At 70.4% G+C, this 13,742-nt stretch carries 16 protein-coding genes; 8 read left to right on the top strand and 8 right to left on the bottom strand.

Annotated features, from left to right (window positions below):
- Positions 1-186: 186 nt before the first annotated feature.
- From AB0H78_RS28500 to AB0H78_RS28475, 6 genes are read left to right on the top strand one after another with little or no spacing between them, the layout of a single operon-like run.
- Entirely contained in the window at positions 187-489 is a 303-nt protein-coding gene (locus tag AB0H78_RS28500; protein WP_363237499.1) for an urease subunit gamma, read from the top strand.
- A 16-nt stretch (positions 490-505) separates the two neighbouring features.
- Positions 506-817 carry an urease subunit beta gene (locus AB0H78_RS28495; RefSeq protein ID WP_363237498.1) on the top strand — a complete coding sequence of 104 codons (312 nt, stop codon included), beginning with the start codon at positions 506-508 and terminating at the stop codon, positions 815-817.
- Positions 810-2,531 carry an urease subunit alpha gene (locus tag AB0H78_RS28490; RefSeq protein ID WP_363237497.1) on the top strand — a complete coding sequence of 574 codons (1,722 nt, stop codon included), beginning with the start codon at positions 810-812 and terminating at the stop codon, positions 2,529-2,531. The genes AB0H78_RS28495 and AB0H78_RS28490 overlap by 8 nt, the downstream gene beginning before the upstream one ends.
- 13 nt (positions 2,532-2,544) lie before the next feature.
- Positions 2,545-3,222, top strand: a complete 678-nt coding sequence (locus AB0H78_RS28485; RefSeq protein ID WP_363237496.1) for an urease accessory UreF family protein — start codon at positions 2,545-2,547, stop codon at positions 3,220-3,222.
- 25 nt (positions 3,223-3,247) lie between these two features.
- Positions 3,248-3,925, top strand: a complete 678-nt coding sequence (gene ureG / locus AB0H78_RS28480) for an urease accessory protein UreG (protein ID WP_363237495.1) — start codon at positions 3,248-3,250, stop codon at positions 3,923-3,925.
- Positions 3,922-4,677, top strand: coding sequence for an urease accessory protein UreD (locus AB0H78_RS28475; RefSeq protein WP_363237494.1), 756 nt, complete (start codon positions 3,922-3,924; stop codon positions 4,675-4,677). Before ureG ends, AB0H78_RS28475 begins: the two co-directional genes overlap by 4 nt.
- A gap of 9 nt (positions 4,678-4,686) precedes the next feature.
- Here the strand turns inward: AB0H78_RS28475 and AB0H78_RS28470 are convergent, their stop codons facing one another.
- A complete protein-coding gene (locus tag AB0H78_RS28470; RefSeq protein ID WP_363237493.1) occupies positions 4,687-4,971 on the bottom strand; it encodes a DUF4190 domain-containing protein in 285 nt (94 codons plus the stop codon).
- 232 nt (positions 4,972-5,203) lie between these two features.
- Between AB0H78_RS28470 and AB0H78_RS28465 the strand changes: the two genes are divergently transcribed.
- Positions 5,204-6,814, top strand: coding sequence for an alpha/beta hydrolase (locus AB0H78_RS28465; protein ID WP_363237492.1), 1,611 nt, complete (start codon positions 5,204-5,206; stop codon positions 6,812-6,814).
- 57 nt (positions 6,815-6,871) lie between these two features.
- Here the strand turns inward: AB0H78_RS28465 and AB0H78_RS28460 are convergent, their stop codons facing one another.
- Together AB0H78_RS28460 and AB0H78_RS28455 are read right to left on the bottom strand one after the other, a co-directional pair.
- A complete protein-coding gene (locus AB0H78_RS28460) occupies positions 6,872-7,897 on the bottom strand; it encodes an NAD-dependent epimerase/dehydratase family protein (RefSeq protein ID WP_363237491.1) in 1,026 nt (341 codons plus the stop codon).
- A 49-nt stretch (positions 7,898-7,946) separates the two neighbouring features.
- Positions 7,947-8,651: a lysophospholipid acyltransferase family protein gene (locus AB0H78_RS28455; protein WP_363237490.1), complete on the bottom strand. Its 705-nt coding sequence runs from the start codon at positions 8,649-8,651 to the stop codon at positions 7,947-7,949.
- A 200-nt stretch (positions 8,652-8,851) separates the two neighbouring features.
- On the opposite strand from AB0H78_RS28455, the gene AB0H78_RS28450 reads away from it, so the two are divergent.
- The gene (locus AB0H78_RS28450) at positions 8,852-9,235 is read left to right on the top strand and encodes an SSI family serine proteinase inhibitor (RefSeq protein WP_363237489.1); all 384 of its coding nucleotides are present in this window, start codon (positions 8,852-8,854) and stop codon (positions 9,233-9,235) included.
- Between the two features lie 6 nt (positions 9,236-9,241).
- Here the strand turns inward: AB0H78_RS28450 and AB0H78_RS28445 are convergent, their stop codons facing one another.
- The 5 genes from AB0H78_RS28445 to AB0H78_RS28425 form a co-directional block, all read right to left on the bottom strand.
- Positions 9,242-9,400, bottom strand: a complete 159-nt coding sequence (locus AB0H78_RS28445; RefSeq protein ID WP_363237488.1) for a hypothetical protein — start codon at positions 9,398-9,400, stop codon at positions 9,242-9,244.
- Between the two features lie 60 nt (positions 9,401-9,460).
- Entirely contained in the window at positions 9,461-10,417 is a 957-nt protein-coding gene (locus AB0H78_RS28440; protein ID WP_363237487.1) for a cytochrome c oxidase assembly protein, read from the bottom strand.
- 109 nt (positions 10,418-10,526) lie between these two features.
- The gene (locus tag AB0H78_RS28435; protein ID WP_363237486.1) at positions 10,527-11,555 is read right to left on the bottom strand and encodes a 6-phosphofructokinase; all 1,029 of its coding nucleotides are present in this window, start codon (positions 11,553-11,555) and stop codon (positions 10,527-10,529) included.
- A gap of 140 nt (positions 11,556-11,695) precedes the next feature.
- On the bottom strand, positions 11,696-12,424 hold the full coding sequence (locus tag AB0H78_RS28430) for a glutamine amidotransferase (protein ID WP_363237485.1): 729 nt from the start codon (positions 12,422-12,424) through the stop codon (positions 11,696-11,698).
- 19 nt (positions 12,425-12,443) lie between these two features.
- Positions 12,444-13,682: a MurT ligase domain-containing protein gene (locus tag AB0H78_RS28425; RefSeq protein WP_363237484.1), complete on the bottom strand. Its 1,239-nt coding sequence runs from the start codon at positions 13,680-13,682 to the stop codon at positions 12,444-12,446.
- Positions 13,683-13,742 lie beyond the last annotated feature (60 nt).

Here is a 13,742-nt window from a genome sequence, read left to right as displayed (position 1 = left end):
GAACCGCCCCGCGAGTCTCTGTTCATGCGCGTTCAAAGGATCAGTTAACGCAACGGAAAAACTTCCGCCCTAATGTGCAATGCCTGGCCGCAGGGCCTGTCGTCGCACCTCAACGGAATGTTGAAGTTCGCTTACGGCCCCGCTGCGCCCAGCCGGGCACTGGGCCGCGAACTGTGAGGTGGAAGCGTGCAACTGACCCCGCATGAGCAGGAACGCCTGCTCATCCATGTGGCAGCGGATGTGGCCGAGAAGCGAAGGGCGCGCGGGCTGCGGCTCAACCACCCCGAGACGATCGCGCTGATCACCTCGCACATCCTCGAGGGCGCCAGGGACGGACGCACCGTCGCCGAACTCATGGCGTCCGGGCGCAAGGTGCTCACCCGCGACGACGTCATGGACGGCATCCCCGAGATGATCCACGACGTCCAGGTCGAGGCGACCTTCCCCGACGGCACCAAGCTCGTCACCGTCCACGAGCCGATCGCCTGACGGGGGAGCGACACCGATGATTCCTGGAGAGATCCTCCACGCACAGACGCCCGTGGCACTCAACGAGGGCCGCCCCGTCACCCGCCTCACCGTGCTGAACGCCGCCGACCGGCCCGTCCAGGTCGGCTCCCACTACCACTTCGCCGAGGCCAACCCCGGCCTGGACTTCGACCGCGCCGCCGCCCGCGGCCTGCGGCTGAACATCGCGGCGGGCACCGCCGTGCGGTTCGAGCCCGGCATCCCCGCCGAGGTCGAACTCGTCCCCTTCACCGGAGCGCGCGTCATCCCCGGCCTGCGCGGAGAGACCGGAGGTCCCCTCGATGGCTGAGCTCTCCCGCGCCGTGTACGCCGACCTCTTCGGCCCCACCACCGGCGACCGGATCCGCCTCGCGGACACCGACCTGCTCATCGAGGTCGAGGAGGACCGCTCCGGCGGACCCGGACTCGCGGGCGACGAGGCGGTGTTCGGCGGAGGCAAGGTGATCCGCGAGTCGATGGGCCAGGCCCGTACGACCCGTGCCGAAGGCGCACCCGACACCGTCATCACCGGTGCCGTGATCCTCGACCACTGGGGCATCGTCAAGGCCGACATCGGCATCCGCGACGGCCGGATCACCGGGATCGGCAAGGCCGGAAACCCCGACACGATGGACGGTGTCCACCCCGACCTGGTCATCGGTCCCGAGACCGAGATCATCGCGGGCAACGGCAAGATCATCACCGCGGGCACGGTGGACGCGCACGTCCACTTCATCTCTCCCACCATCGTCGACCAGGCCCTGTCGGCCGGGGTCACCACCCTCGTCGGCGGCGGCACCGGACCGTCCGAGGGCACCAAGGCCACCACCATCACCCCGAGCCAGTGGCACCTTGCCCGGATGTTCGAGGCGCTGGAGGAGTACCCGGTCAACATCGGGCTGCTCGGCAAGGGCAACACCATGTCCCGCGACGCGATGTACTCCCAACTTCGGGGCGGTGCGCTCGGATTCAAGATCCATGAGGACTGGGGCGCCACCCCGGCCGTCATCGACGCCTGTCTCAGGGTCTGCGACGAGACGGGCGCCCAGCTCGCCATCCACACCGACACGCTCAACGAGGCCGGGTTCGTCGGCGACACCCTCGCCGCCATCGCGGGGCGCTCCATCCACGCGTACCACACGGAGGGTGCGGGCGGCGGTCACGCACCGGACATCATCACGGTCGTCTCGGAGCCGTACATCCTGCCCAGCTCCACCAACCCGACCCGCCCGCACACCGTCAACACCATCGAGGAACACCTCGACATGCTGATGGTCTGCCACCACCTCAACCCGTCGGTCCCCGAGGATCTCGCCTTCGCCGAGTCCCGCATCAGGCCCTCGACCATCGCGGCCGAGGACATCCTGCACGACATGGGCGCCATCTCGATCATCTCCTCCGACGCCCAGGCGATGGGGCGCGTCGGCGAAGTCGCCCTGCGCACCTGGCAGACGGCGCATGTGATGAAGAAGCGGCGCGGATCGCTGCCCGGCGACGGGCGCGCGGACAATCACCGGGCGCGTCGCTATGTCGCCAAATACACGATCAACCCGGCCGTCGCACAGGGTCTCGACCACGAGATCGGCTCCGTGGAGAGCGGAAAGCTGGCCGACCTGGTCCTCTGGGAGCCCGCGTTCTTCGGCGTCAAGCCGCAGCTGGTGATCAAGGGCGGGCAGATCGCCTACGCGCAGATGGGCGACGCCAACGCGTCGATCCCGACCCCGCAGCCGGTCATGCCGCGTCCGATGTTCGGCGCCAAGGGGCGGGCGCCCGCGGCCAATTCGTTCAACTTCGTCACGCAGACCGCTCTCGACGACGGCCTGGAGGAGCGGCTCGGGCTCGGCAAGAAGCTCATCCCGATCCGCTCCACCCGGGGAGTCACCAAGGCGGACATGCGGGAGAACGACGCGCTGCCGCGGGTCGCCGTCGACGCGGACACCTTCACGGTGACGATCGACGGGGTGGCGGTCGACCCCGCACCCGCCGCCGAACTGCCCATGGCCCAGCGCTACTTCCTCTTCTGATGGGGATGTGCCGATGAGCCGCGCAGCACTGCTCGTCCTCGCCGACGGCCGATTCCCCGCCGGCGGCCACGCCCACTCGGGCGGCGCCGAACCGACCGTACGGGCGGGGCGGATCCGCGACGCCGCGGACCTGGCCGCCTTCTGCCGGGGCCGGCTGCACACCACCGGGCTCACCGCGGCGGCGCTCGCCGCCGCGGCCGCGCTCGGACTCGACCCGCTCGGCCTCGACGAGGCGGCCGATGTCCGTACGCCCTCACCCGCCCTGCGGGCGACCGCCCGCAAACTGGGGCGCCAGATGATGCGGGCCGCCCGCGCCACCTGGCCCTCCCCGGAGCTCGACGCCCTCGCCGCGGCCCGCCCGCGCGGCGCCCACCAGCCCGTCGTCCTCGGGCTTGCCGCCCGCGCGGCCGGCCTGGGGGCCGAAGACGCCGCGCACTGTGTCGCGTACGAGACGGTCAGCAGTCCGGCGACCGCGGTCGTACGGCTGCTGAGCCTGAATCCCTTCGACGCGACAGCCGTGCTCGCCCGGCTGGCACCGGAGATGGACGAGGTCGCGCGGCAGGCGGCTCTGGCGGCACAACGCTGCCCGGGCGGCGGCGACTTCAGTGCGCTGCCGGCCGCATCCGCGCCCCTGCTCGACGTCATGTCCGAAGCCCACGCGGCCTGGCCCGTACGCCTCTTCGCCTCGTAGCCCGCACGCATCCAGGAGCCGCACCATGCACCTCGACCACACCCACGAAGGCCCCGCCGCCGTCAGCGCCGACGCGACGCGCCCCGACGGACGCAGGCGCGCCCTGCGCATCGGCCTCGGCGGCCCCGTCGGCTCCGGCAAGACGGCGACCGTGGCCGCCCTGTGCAGGACGCTCAGGGCCGAACTGTCCATCGCCGTCGTCACCAACGACATCTACACCCGCGAGGACGCCGAATTCCTGCTGCGCAACGCGGTGCTGCCGCCCGAGCGGATCCAGGCCGTGGAGACCGGGGCCTGCCCGCACACCGCCATCCGCGACGACATCTCCGCCAACCTTGAAGCCGTCGAGGACCTGGAGGACGCGGTGGGACCGCTCGACCTCATCCTCGTCGAGTCCGGCGGCGACAACCTCACCGCGACCTTCTCCAGGGGGCTGGTCGACGCGCAGATCTTCGTCATCGACGTGGCAGGCGGCGATGACATCCCGCGCAAGGGCGGTCCCGGCGTCACCACGGCCGATCTGCTCGTGATCAACAAGACCGACCTCGCCCCGTACGTCGGCTCCGACCTCGACCTGATGGCCCGCGACGCCGAGGCGCAGCGCGGTCAACTGCCCGTCGCCTTCACCTCGCTCAAGAGCGAGGACGGGGTCGAGCCCGTGGCCGACTGGGTGCGCGGGCAGCTCGCCGGCTGGACGGCATGAGCATCAGGGCCACCGCTCGCATCGCCGCGGTCCGCGGCCCGGGGGGCTCCACCTCGCTCCCCGTCCTGGAAAGCGACGGGCCGCTGGCGCTGCGGCGCACGCGCGCGCAGGGGTCAGGGGCCAAGGTGACCGTGGTCGGGGCGATGAGCGCACCGCTCGGCGGCGACCGGCTCGCGATCGAGGCCGAAGTGGCGGCGGGGTCGCGGCTGACGGTCGACGCGGCCGCGGCCACGATCGCGCTGCCCGGCAGGGATGCCGACCGGGCCCACTACGACGTACGCCTGACCGTCGGCGAGGATGCCGAACTGTCCTGGCTGCCCGAACAGTTGATCTCCGCCCGCGGCAGCGATCTGCGGATGCGCACCCGTATCGACCTTGCGCCCACCGCCCGGCTCGTCTACCGCGAGGAACAGATCCTCGGCCGGCACGGCGAAACCTCCGGCACCCTCACCACCCGGCTCACCGTCCACCGCGCCGGCCGCCCGCTCCTGGACCAGGAGGTGGGTTACGGACCCGGCGCACCCGGCGGCTGGGACGGCGGCGCCGTCCTCGCCGGACACCGGGCCCTCGGCCAACTGCTGGTCGTGGACCCGGTGTTCGAGGAGAAGAAGCCGGAGGTGAGGCTCCTCTCCGAAACGGCCGTGCTCACCCCGCTCGCCGGCCCCGCCGTCCTCGTCACCGCGCTGGCCCCGGACGCGCTCGGGCTGCGCAGGCTCCTCGACGACGTACTGCGGGACGAGGCGGCAGGGTGACACGGGCCGTCAGCTGCCGACGTACCAGCTGAACCCGCCGTTGGAGGCGGCCAAGGCCAGCAGGACTCCGAAGATCACCAGATCGACGATGCCGAGGATCAGCGCGGCCTTCGCCATCCCGCGACCGCCCTTGACGGCCGCCTGTTTCATGCCCACGGCGCCGAACACGATGGCCAGCGGTCCGAGGACGCTGCTGAAGAAGATCAGGCCGACGATGCCGCAGACGAGGCCCGCGACCGCCAGGCCGTTGGTGCGCGACTCACGGCGCGATGCGCTGGTTCCGTAACCGGTCATGAGCACTCCTTGAGTCTCGGGGAGATCCGGGTCACCCGTAATGTCCGTTCCATGCGCGGGAGTTGACGGAATTCCTCGGTGCACCGCTCAGCGGGGCCGCCGTATCAGCTATCGGATTGGTAAAGAAACAACCGTGCGACCTGTTGTCGGGACCCCTGCACGAGCGAGGATCCCCGGGTACGTACACAGACGCGCCGCCGCAAGCGGCGCTTCACGGAGGGGGAGGTACCACTTGAGACGCACCGCAGTGCTCGGCTCGGCCGGCGCGATTGCCGCAGCGGCCACGCTCATAGCGAGCGCCATGGCAGTCCCGGCGAACGCCGACGGCAGCCACCACGGAGGCCATGGAGGCAGCCACGGTTCGCAGGGCAGCGCCGAGGCGTACGGCGCCGCGGTCGCGGCCGCCAAGGCTGCGAAGACCGGCATCGACTGGACGGACTGCCCGGCGAACTGGGGCTTCTCGAAGCCGATCCAGTGCGGCTGGGTGACCGTCCCGGTCGACTACGCCAAGCCCAACGGCAAGAAGATCAAGCTCGCCGTCGACCGCGCGGTCTCCACCGGCACCGCGGCCGAGCGCCAGGGCGCGCTGGTCTACAACCCGGGCGGCCCCGGCGGCTCGGGCATGCGCTTCCCGAACCGCGTCGTCACGAAGAACCCGCTCTGGGTGAACACCTCGAAGGCGTACGACTTCGTGGGCTTCGACCCGCGCGGTGTGGGCCACTCGGCGCCGATCTCCTGCATCGACCCGCAGGAGTACGTGAAGGCTCCCAAGGCCGACCCGGTCCCGGACAACGAGGCCGACAAGCTGGCCCAGCGCAAGCTGGCCAAGGAGTACGCGGACGGCTGCGCCGAGCGCAGTGACAAGGATCTGCTGCCGCAGATGACCACGCCGAACACCGCACGCGACCTGGATGTCATCCGGGCCGCACTCGGTGAGAAGAAGCTCAACTACCTGGGCGTCTCCTACGGCACGTACCTCGGTGCGGTCTACGGCACGCTCTTCCCTAGCCACGTCCGCCGCATGGTCGTGGACAGCGTGGTCAACCCCGAGCAGTCGAACATCTGGTACGAGGCCAACCTCGGCCAGGACGTGGCCTTCCAGGGCCGCTGGAACGACTGGGAGGCGTGGGTCGCCAAGAACGACGCCGTCTACCACCTGGGCGACACCCCCGCGAAGGTCGAGGCCAACTGGCTGAAGCTGCGGGCCGCCGCGAAGAAGGCCCCCATCGGCGGGGTCGTCGGGCCGGCCGAGCTCCTCGGCTTCTTCCAGAGCGCCCCGTACTACGACTCCTCGTGGGCGCCCGTCGCCTCCACGTGGAGCAAGTACGTGGCCGGTGACACCCAGGCGCTCGTCGACGCCGCGGGCCCCGACATGTCGGACACCGCGGGCAACATCTCCTCGGAGAACGGCACCGCGGTCTACACGGCGGTCGAGTGCGCGGACGCCAAGTGGCCCACCAGCTGGAAGAAGTGGGACCGCGACAACACCGAGCTCGACAAGAAGTACCCGTTCCTGACCTGGTCGAATGCCTGGATGAACCTGCCGTGCGCCACCTGGCCCACCAAGCAGCAGACTCCGGTCAAGGTGAGGACCGGCAAGGGTCTCCCGACGGTCCTGATCGTCCAGTCCCAGCGTGACGCGGCCACCCCGTACGAGGGCGCCGTGAAGCTGCACCAGGCCTTCAGGGGATCGCGTCTGATCACCGAGAAGGACGCGGGTTCGCATGGAGTGACCGGTCTGGTCAACCCGTGCATCAACTCCAAGGTGGACAGCTACCTGCTCACCGGCAAGACCGACAGCCACGACGTGACGTGCACCCCGCACGCCACGCCCACGCCGTAGGCTGAGCCGCGAAGGGGCGGTCCCGGAGTGATCCGGGACCGCCCCTTCGTCATGCCGTCAGCGCGCGGCGAGCCAGGCGTCCTCGGCCGCGTAGTCGAAGAGGTCGAGGTGCGGATCGTACGTACGGGCCATGTCGGGGAAGGCCTCCCGCCAGTCCCTGCCGCGCAGCCGCTCGGCGAGCAGAGCGACGGTCACGGGCAGCGAGCCGGCGTACGAGGTCACCGCCCGGTACCCCAACTCCCGCTCGGCCGCGGCCATGTCGAGCACGATCGGGTGTTCGCCGCTCCACGGGGTCGCCCCGACCGTGCCGTCCGGCGACGCGCCTTCGAATGTGACCAGTTCACTGCGGACGCCTACAGCCTCGTCCACGGCCGCGCTGATCTCCGCCACCGTCGGCGCCTGCGGGTCTGCGGCGTTCAGCACCCTCGCACCGGGCTTCGCGGCGGCGAGCCTGACGAGCTCCGCCACATTGGAGGAGTGCACCGTCTGGAAACGGCTGAGGCCGTCGTACGCCAGGACCCGCACCGGCCGCCCGTCCAGCGCCCGCTTGACGAAGAACAGTTCACGCGGCGCCTTGCAGCCCGGGCCGTGGATCGCCCCCGCCCGCAGCAGCGTCGTCGGCAGGGCGCTCGCCAGCAGCCCCTGCTCCAGGGCGACCTTCCCGCTGTCCTCGGCGCTCAGCGTGGACTGCGTCTCGGCCATCGGCACCGGGTAGCGAGGGGCGCCGTCCGGTCTGCCCTGGGTGGCGAAGCTCCTGCCCTCGGAGTCCTCGTAGACCATCACGGTGGAGATCACCACGGCCGAGCCGACCCGGTCCGCAAGACCTGCCAGCTGCTGCGCGTGCTGCTTTCCGTAAGCGACCATGTCGACCAGGACGTCGCAGCCCTCGCCGACGGCCGCTGCGAGGGCCCCCTCCTCGTCACGGTCGACGGCGACCGTCCGCACGTCGCCGGACCAGTTCTCCATGCGGGTGCCACGGCGTGAGGCGGCCCGGACCTCCCAGCCGTCGGCGACGAGTGCGGGCACGGTGGCCCGTCCCAGCATCCCCGTCGCACCGACCACGAACGCGATTCCTCTGCTCATGGGGCGACGGTATGCGCGAAGTGATCACCGGTTCCAGGATGTTTCGCCGTCAGCTCAAGGGACGGCGCAGAAACTTCTTGGCCTCCTCGGCCTTCACGTCGGCCGCGTACCGGTCCACGTACTCCTGGCCGGAGAGCCCGAGGATCGCGTAGATGATCTCGTCCGTCACCGCCCGCAGCGCCGCCTTCTCGTTCTCCATGCCGGCATAGCGCGCGAACTCCAGGGGCTCGCCGAAGCGGATGGTGACCCGCTTGATCTTCGGCAGCTTCCGTCCTGGCGGCTGGATCTCGAAGGTGCCCACCATCGCGCACGGCACCACCGGCACCTGCCCCCTGATCGCCATCACGGCGACCCCGACCTTGCCCTTGTAGAGCCGCCCGTCGTGCGAGCGGGTGCCCTCGGGATAGATCCCCAGCAACTCGCCCTTGCCCAGCACCCCGAGCCCCTCGCGGACCGCCGCCTGACCCGCCTCCTTGCCCGACCTGTCCACCGGGATCTGTCCCGCGCTGCGGAAGAAGGCGGCGGTCAGCCTGCCCCTGACGCCGGGGCCGGTGAAGTACTCCTGCTTGGCGAGGAAGGTGATCCGGCGCTTCAGCACGACCGGCATCAGGAAGTGGTCGGAGAACGAGAGGTGGTTGCCCGCGACGATCGCCGCGCCGTCCTCCGGGATGTGCTCGAGCCCTTCGATCCTGGGCCGGAAGAGCACTCTCAACAGAGGCCCCAAAAAGATGTATTTGAGCACGTAGTAGAACATCGTGGCCCACCCTCCCCCGTGATCCGGTGCCGACGCAGAGTAGTCGCTGCACCGCCTCCTGCGGAAGCCGCTGACCGAGGGAGATGCCCAGCTCGTACGAGGGAGGACCGGCGTGGCCGCTTGCCGCGCGGCGACACGGGGCGGTGGCCTGGCCTCTCCCCGCGACACCACAACCGCACCACGACCCCCAGGAGCCACGGATGCGTATCCCCGCAACTCTCGCCGCCGCAATTCTCGTCGCCCTCGCCGCGGCAGCCCCCGCCCAGGCGGATCCCACCCCGCCGCGAGGGCTCTTCCTCACGGTCTCCGGCGACGAGAACACCTGGATGCGAGGCGTCCTGCTCCGGTGCCCGGCGGACGACACGAGCCACCACCCGGACGCCGAAGCCGCCTGCGCAGCGCTCCACGACGCGGCAGGCGACCTCGACCGGCTGCCCGCGGACCCGCACGCGTGCACCAAGGAGTACGCGCCGGTGACGGTCGGCGCGACGGGCACCTGGCTCGGCCGTCCCACCGCCTGGCACAAGACGTACGCCAACGCCTGCATGCTGGACGCGGCGACCGGCCCCGTCTTCCGCTTCTGACCCCGGTCAGTTGCCGCGCGAAGCGACCATCCCGAGGGTCGACAGCCCCAGCACCACCCAGCTGAACCACAGCCAGCCGTTGCTGCCGATCACCACGGTGTAGCCGGTCACCGTGACCAGCGCACCGACGGTCAGTACACCCATCGCCTTCGTGGAACCTGTCATGGAAAGGGCCCCCTCCTTCGACTGGAGGGGGCCATCGTCACCCGGAGCGTGCCCGCTCCGCTACTGCTCGCGCGTCTGCAGTGACGCCAGATAGGCGTTGTACGCCTGAAGTTCCTTGTCGCCGTCCCGGTCGGCGGCCCGGTCCGAGCGCCGTGCGATCCGCTGTTCCGAGCGGTACCACTGGAAGACCAGCGCGATCAGCACCAGCACCGAGGGGATCTCGCTGAACGCCCAGGCGATCCCGCCGGCCGCGCTCTGGTCGGCGAGCGCGTCGATACCGAGCGAGGAGGGCGGGTTCTTGTACGTGGAGATCATCGGCTCCGTCGCCATCATCAGCGCGATCCCGAAGAAGGCGTGGAACGGCATGCCCGCGAAGAGCTCCAGCATCCGCATCACATAGCCGGGCCGGTGCGGCCCCGGGTCCACGCCCATGATCGGCCAGAAGAAGACGACACCGACGGCGAGGAAGTGCACCATCATCGCGATGTGGCCGGTCCTGCTGCCCATCAGGAAGTCGAACAGCGGAGAGAAGTACAGCGCGTAGAGGCTGGCGATGAACAGCGGGATGGTGAACGCCGGATGCGTGACGATCCGCATGTACCGGCTCTGCAGCAGGGCGAGCAGCCACTCGCGGGGCCCCTTGCGCCTGCCGCGTCCGGCCACCGGCAGCGCACGCAGGGCGAGGGTCACCGGGGCGCCGAGCAGCAGCAGGATGGGGGAGAGCATGGAGATGACCATGTGCTGCACCATGTGCACGCTGAACATGACCATGCCGTAGTCGTTGAGCTTGGTGCACATGACCAGCGCGACGCTCAGCACGCCGAGCGTGAACAGGATGATCCGGTGCACCGGCCAGCTGTCGCCGCGTCTGCGCAGCCGCACCACGCCCCAGCCGTACAGTCCGAGCCCCGCCAGGCAGGCGATCAGGAAGAAGGGGTCCGCGGAGAATTCGAGCCCCCGCCCCAGCGTGAACGGCGGCAGATCCATGTTCATCATGCCGTGCCCGCTGTGATCCATTCATCTGCTCCTGATTCGTGCCATATGTATCCGCACCAGAGTAGAACTGCCCCCGGCCACAGCTGTGGCCGGGGGCAGTTCGCTCACGTATCGGACGCATCCAGGAGCGTCAGAGCACGCACTCGGCCTCGGCGTACCGCTCGGCCGGAACCGTCTTCAGGGTCTCGGTCGCCTCGCCGAGCGGAACCATCACGATGTCGGTCCCGCGCAGTGCGGTCAGCATCCCGAACTCGCCGCGGTGCACGGCCTCGACGGCGTGCCAGCCGAAGCGGGTGGCCAGCACGCGGTCGTACGCGGTGGGCGTGCCGCCGCGCTGGACGTGGCCGAGGATGACCGGGCGGGCCTCCTTGCCCAGGCGCTGCTCCAGCTCGACGGAGAGCAGGTTGGCCATCCCGGTGAAGCGCTCGTGCCCGTACACGTCCTTGACGCCGACGTCGAGGTTCATCGCACCGCCCTCGCGGGGCTTCGCGCCCTCGGCGACGACCACGATCGCAAACTTCTTGCCGGCCGAGAAGCGCTTGCCGACCAGCTCGGTGAGCTCTTCGATGTCGAAGGGGCGCTCAGGGACGACGATGGCGTGCGCACCGGCCGCCATGCCCGAGTGCAGTGCGATCCAGCCCGTGTGCCGGCCCATGACCTCGACGATCAGCACCCGCTGGTGCGACTCGGCGGTGGTCTTCAGCCGGTCGAGAGCCTCCGTCGCGACACCGACGGCGGTGTCGAAGCCGAAGGTCACGTCGGTGGACGCGATGTCGTTGTCGATGGTCTTCGGTACGCCGACGATCGGCAGCCCCGCCTCGGAGAGGAGGTTGGCGGCCTTCAGCGTGCCTTCGCCGCCGATCGGGATGATCGCGTCGAGGCCCAGGTCCGCGACGTGACCGCGGGCCCGCTCCACGCCGCCGCGCAGGTGGGCGGGCTGGACGCGGGAGGAGCCGAGGATGGTGCCGCCGCGGGCCAGGATTCCGCCCACCGCGTCGAGGTCGAGCTTGCGGTAGTCGCACTCAAGGAGGCCCTTCCACCCGTCGTGGAAGCCGATGACCTCGTCACCGTGGTCGACGACCGCGCGGTGAACGACCGATCGGATGACGGCGTTCAGGCCGGGGCAGTCGCCTCCGGAGGTGAGCACACCAATTCGCATTGCCCGCTATACCTTTGCAACGTGGGCCGATGACCGGACCACGTCGTCCGGTTGGATCCCCGCCACCCTACCGGCGCAGGGTGGCGGGACCGAACCGGGCGTCCGCCTGCTGGACTTCGCTCAGACGAGCGAAGTAGCCGTCATGCGGGCTGCGTTGCAGATGCAATGCGCTCGGCGCGCAGCGCCTCGTACCACCGGTCGTCGGTGGGCGGCAGTGCGTTCACATCGAGGGCCAGTTTCAGCAGCAGGTCCGCGATCTGCGGATTGCGGGCGAGAACGGGGCCGTGCATGTACGTACCGAAGACGGTGTCGTTGTACGCGCCCTCGGTGCCGTCGCCCGTGCCGTTGCCGTTGCCGAGGCGTACCCGTGCGAAGGGGCGGGCGGAGGGGCCGAGGTGGGTGATGCCCTGGTGGTTCTCGAAACCGGTCAGCGGCGGCAGCCCGAGCCGCTCGTCGATGTCGCCCAGTACGTCGCCGACGCACCGCTCGCCCTCGCCGCGGGTCGAGACCACATCGAGCAGGCCCAGGCCCGGCTCGCGCTCGCCGAGGTCGTTGATGAACTCGTGGCCCAGGATCTGGTATCCGGCGCAGACCGAGAAGATGATCGCGCCGTTGGCGGCGGCCCGGCTGAGCCCGCCGTCGCGGCGCAGCCGCTCGGAGGCCAGCCGCTGCGGCCGGTCCTCGCCGCCGCCGATCAGATAGATGTCGCCCGAGGTGGGCACCGGCTGGTCGCTGCGTACGTCGATGCGTGCCACGTCCAGGCCGCGCTGGTGGGCCCGGCGCTCCACGACCAGGGCGTTGCCCTGGTCGCCGTAGGTGGACAGCAGGTCGGGGTAGACCCACACCAGGCGCAGGCTGTTGTCGCTCATGCGTTCTCTCCTCACAGGGTCAGTTGCCGACTCGGCGGCGCACGTCCTGGAACGCGGTGTAGTTGGCGATGAGTTCGATCCGCCCGGGGGCCGAGTTCTGGACGGCCTCGTCCACGCTCTCGCAGACCCGGAAGTCCAGCCCGGCGACTTCGAGGCGTACGGCGAGGTCGAGCCTGCGGTCGCCGATCACGCAGATCGGGTGTCCTGCGAGGCGGGTGTAGTCGACGTCCCACAGCCAGGAGGTGTCCGTGCCGTCGGCGCCGCGGGCGTTGACGGAGAGGATCACCGGAGTGGGCGGCGGGTCGATCAGCGAGAAGGTCTCCAGCCAGCCGGCCGGGTTCTTCGCGAGCAGCAGGCGCAGGTCGCGGCCCTGGAACTGGACCACGTCATAGCGTCCGGCCACGGCCTGTACGGAGTACATCCGCTCCAGCGCCACCTGCGGCGGCACACCGAAGGTGGCCGCGACGGCCGCGGTGACAGCCGCGTTGGCCTTGTTGGCGCGGCCGGGCAGCTGCAGCCGGATCGGCCAGGCCGAGCCGTGCGGGTCCAGGACGTGGTCGCCGGAGAGCGCCCAGGTGGGCGCGGGGCGGCGGAAGCCGCACTCGCCGCAGAACCAGTCGTCGCTCGGGCGCTGCAGCACACCGCCGCAGGAGGGGCACGACCAGGCGTCGTCCTTCCACTCCTGTCCTGCCGCGACCCACACCACGGTGGGGGACGAGGAGGCGGCCCAGACGATCAGCGGGTCGTCCGCGTTGGCGATGACCACGGCCTTCGTGCCCGCGAGTCCCTCGCGCCACTTCTCGGCCAGCATGCGCGTCTCGGCGGCCCGGTCGAGCTGGTCGCGGGAGAGGTTGAGCAGTGCGATCGCCTTGGGGGTCACATCGCGTGCGACTCCGGAGAGGTACTTCTCGTCGACCTCGATCACGCCGTAGCGGGCGTCCGAGCCGCCGGCCAGGGCGGAGGTGATGCCTGCGGGCATGTTGGCGCCCAGCGCGTTCGACACCACCGGGCCGCTGGCCCGCAGCGCCTCGGCGATCAGCCGGGTCGTGGTGGTCTTGCCGTTGGTCGCCGAGACGAGGACGACGTCCAGATGCTGGGCGAGTCGGCCCAGCAGATCCGGGTCGAGCCTCAGCGCGACCTTGCCGCCGATCACCGATCCGCTGCCGCGCCCCGCGGCGCGGGATACCGCTGCCGCGGCCTTGCCTGCCGTCACGGCCAGCTTGGCCCGCGGCGTCAGCGGCTCCGTGTTGCCTGACATCGTCCCTGATCCTCCTTGCATCGGCGCGGGTCTCAGCCTATCGAGATCCGCATCGGGGCC

Origin of the sequence: Streptomyces sp. NPDC050738, from assembly GCF_040654175.1 — a bacterium.
Taxonomy (GTDB): domain Bacteria; phylum Actinomycetota; class Actinomycetes; order Streptomycetales; family Streptomycetaceae; genus Streptomyces.
The sequence above is the reverse complement of the archived record's forward strand: the minus strand, read 5'-3'. Positions and strand labels throughout refer to the sequence as shown.

Bases quoted from the DNA above. Each gene is read 5' to 3' on its own strand.
- AB0H78_RS28425 (WP_363237484.1), bottom strand. From the start codon at position 13,682: ATGTCAGGCAACACGGAGCCGCTGACGCCGCGGGCCAAGCTGGCCGTG.
- AB0H78_RS28460 (WP_363237491.1), bottom strand. From the start codon at position 7,897: ATGAGCAGAGGAATCGCGTTCGTGGTCGGTGCGACGGGGATGCTGGGA.
- AB0H78_RS28475 (WP_363237494.1), top strand. From the start codon at position 3,922: ATGAGCATCAGGGCCACCGCTCGCATCGCCGCGGTCCGCGGCCCGGGG.
- AB0H78_RS28470 (WP_363237493.1), bottom strand. From the start codon at position 4,971: ATGACCGGTTACGGAACCAGCGCATCGCGCCGTGAGTCGCGCACCAAC.
- AB0H78_RS28455 (WP_363237490.1), bottom strand. From the start codon at position 8,651: ATGTTCTACTACGTGCTCAAATACATCTTTTTGGGGCCTCTGTTGAGA.
- AB0H78_RS28495 (WP_363237498.1), top strand. From the start codon at position 506: ATGATTCCTGGAGAGATCCTCCACGCACAGACGCCCGTGGCACTCAAC.
- AB0H78_RS28445 (WP_363237488.1), bottom strand. From the start codon at position 9,400: ATGACAGGTTCCACGAAGGCGATGGGTGTACTGACCGTCGGTGCGCTG.
- AB0H78_RS28430 (WP_363237485.1), bottom strand. From the start codon at position 12,424: ATGAGCGACAACAGCCTGCGCCTGGTGTGGGTCTACCCCGACCTGCTG.
- AB0H78_RS28450 (WP_363237489.1), top strand. From the start codon at position 8,852: ATGCGTATCCCCGCAACTCTCGCCGCCGCAATTCTCGTCGCCCTCGCC.
- AB0H78_RS28435 (WP_363237486.1), bottom strand. From the start codon at position 11,555: ATGCGAATTGGTGTGCTCACCTCCGGAGGCGACTGCCCCGGCCTGAAC.
- ureG (WP_363237495.1), top strand. From the start codon at position 3,248: ATGCACCTCGACCACACCCACGAAGGCCCCGCCGCCGTCAGCGCCGAC.
- AB0H78_RS28485 (WP_363237496.1), top strand. From the start codon at position 2,545: ATGAGCCGCGCAGCACTGCTCGTCCTCGCCGACGGCCGATTCCCCGCC.
- AB0H78_RS28490 (WP_363237497.1), top strand. From the start codon at position 810: ATGGCTGAGCTCTCCCGCGCCGTGTACGCCGACCTCTTCGGCCCCACC.
- AB0H78_RS28440 (WP_363237487.1), bottom strand. From the start codon at position 10,417: ATGGATCACAGCGGGCACGGCATGATGAACATGGATCTGCCGCCGTTC.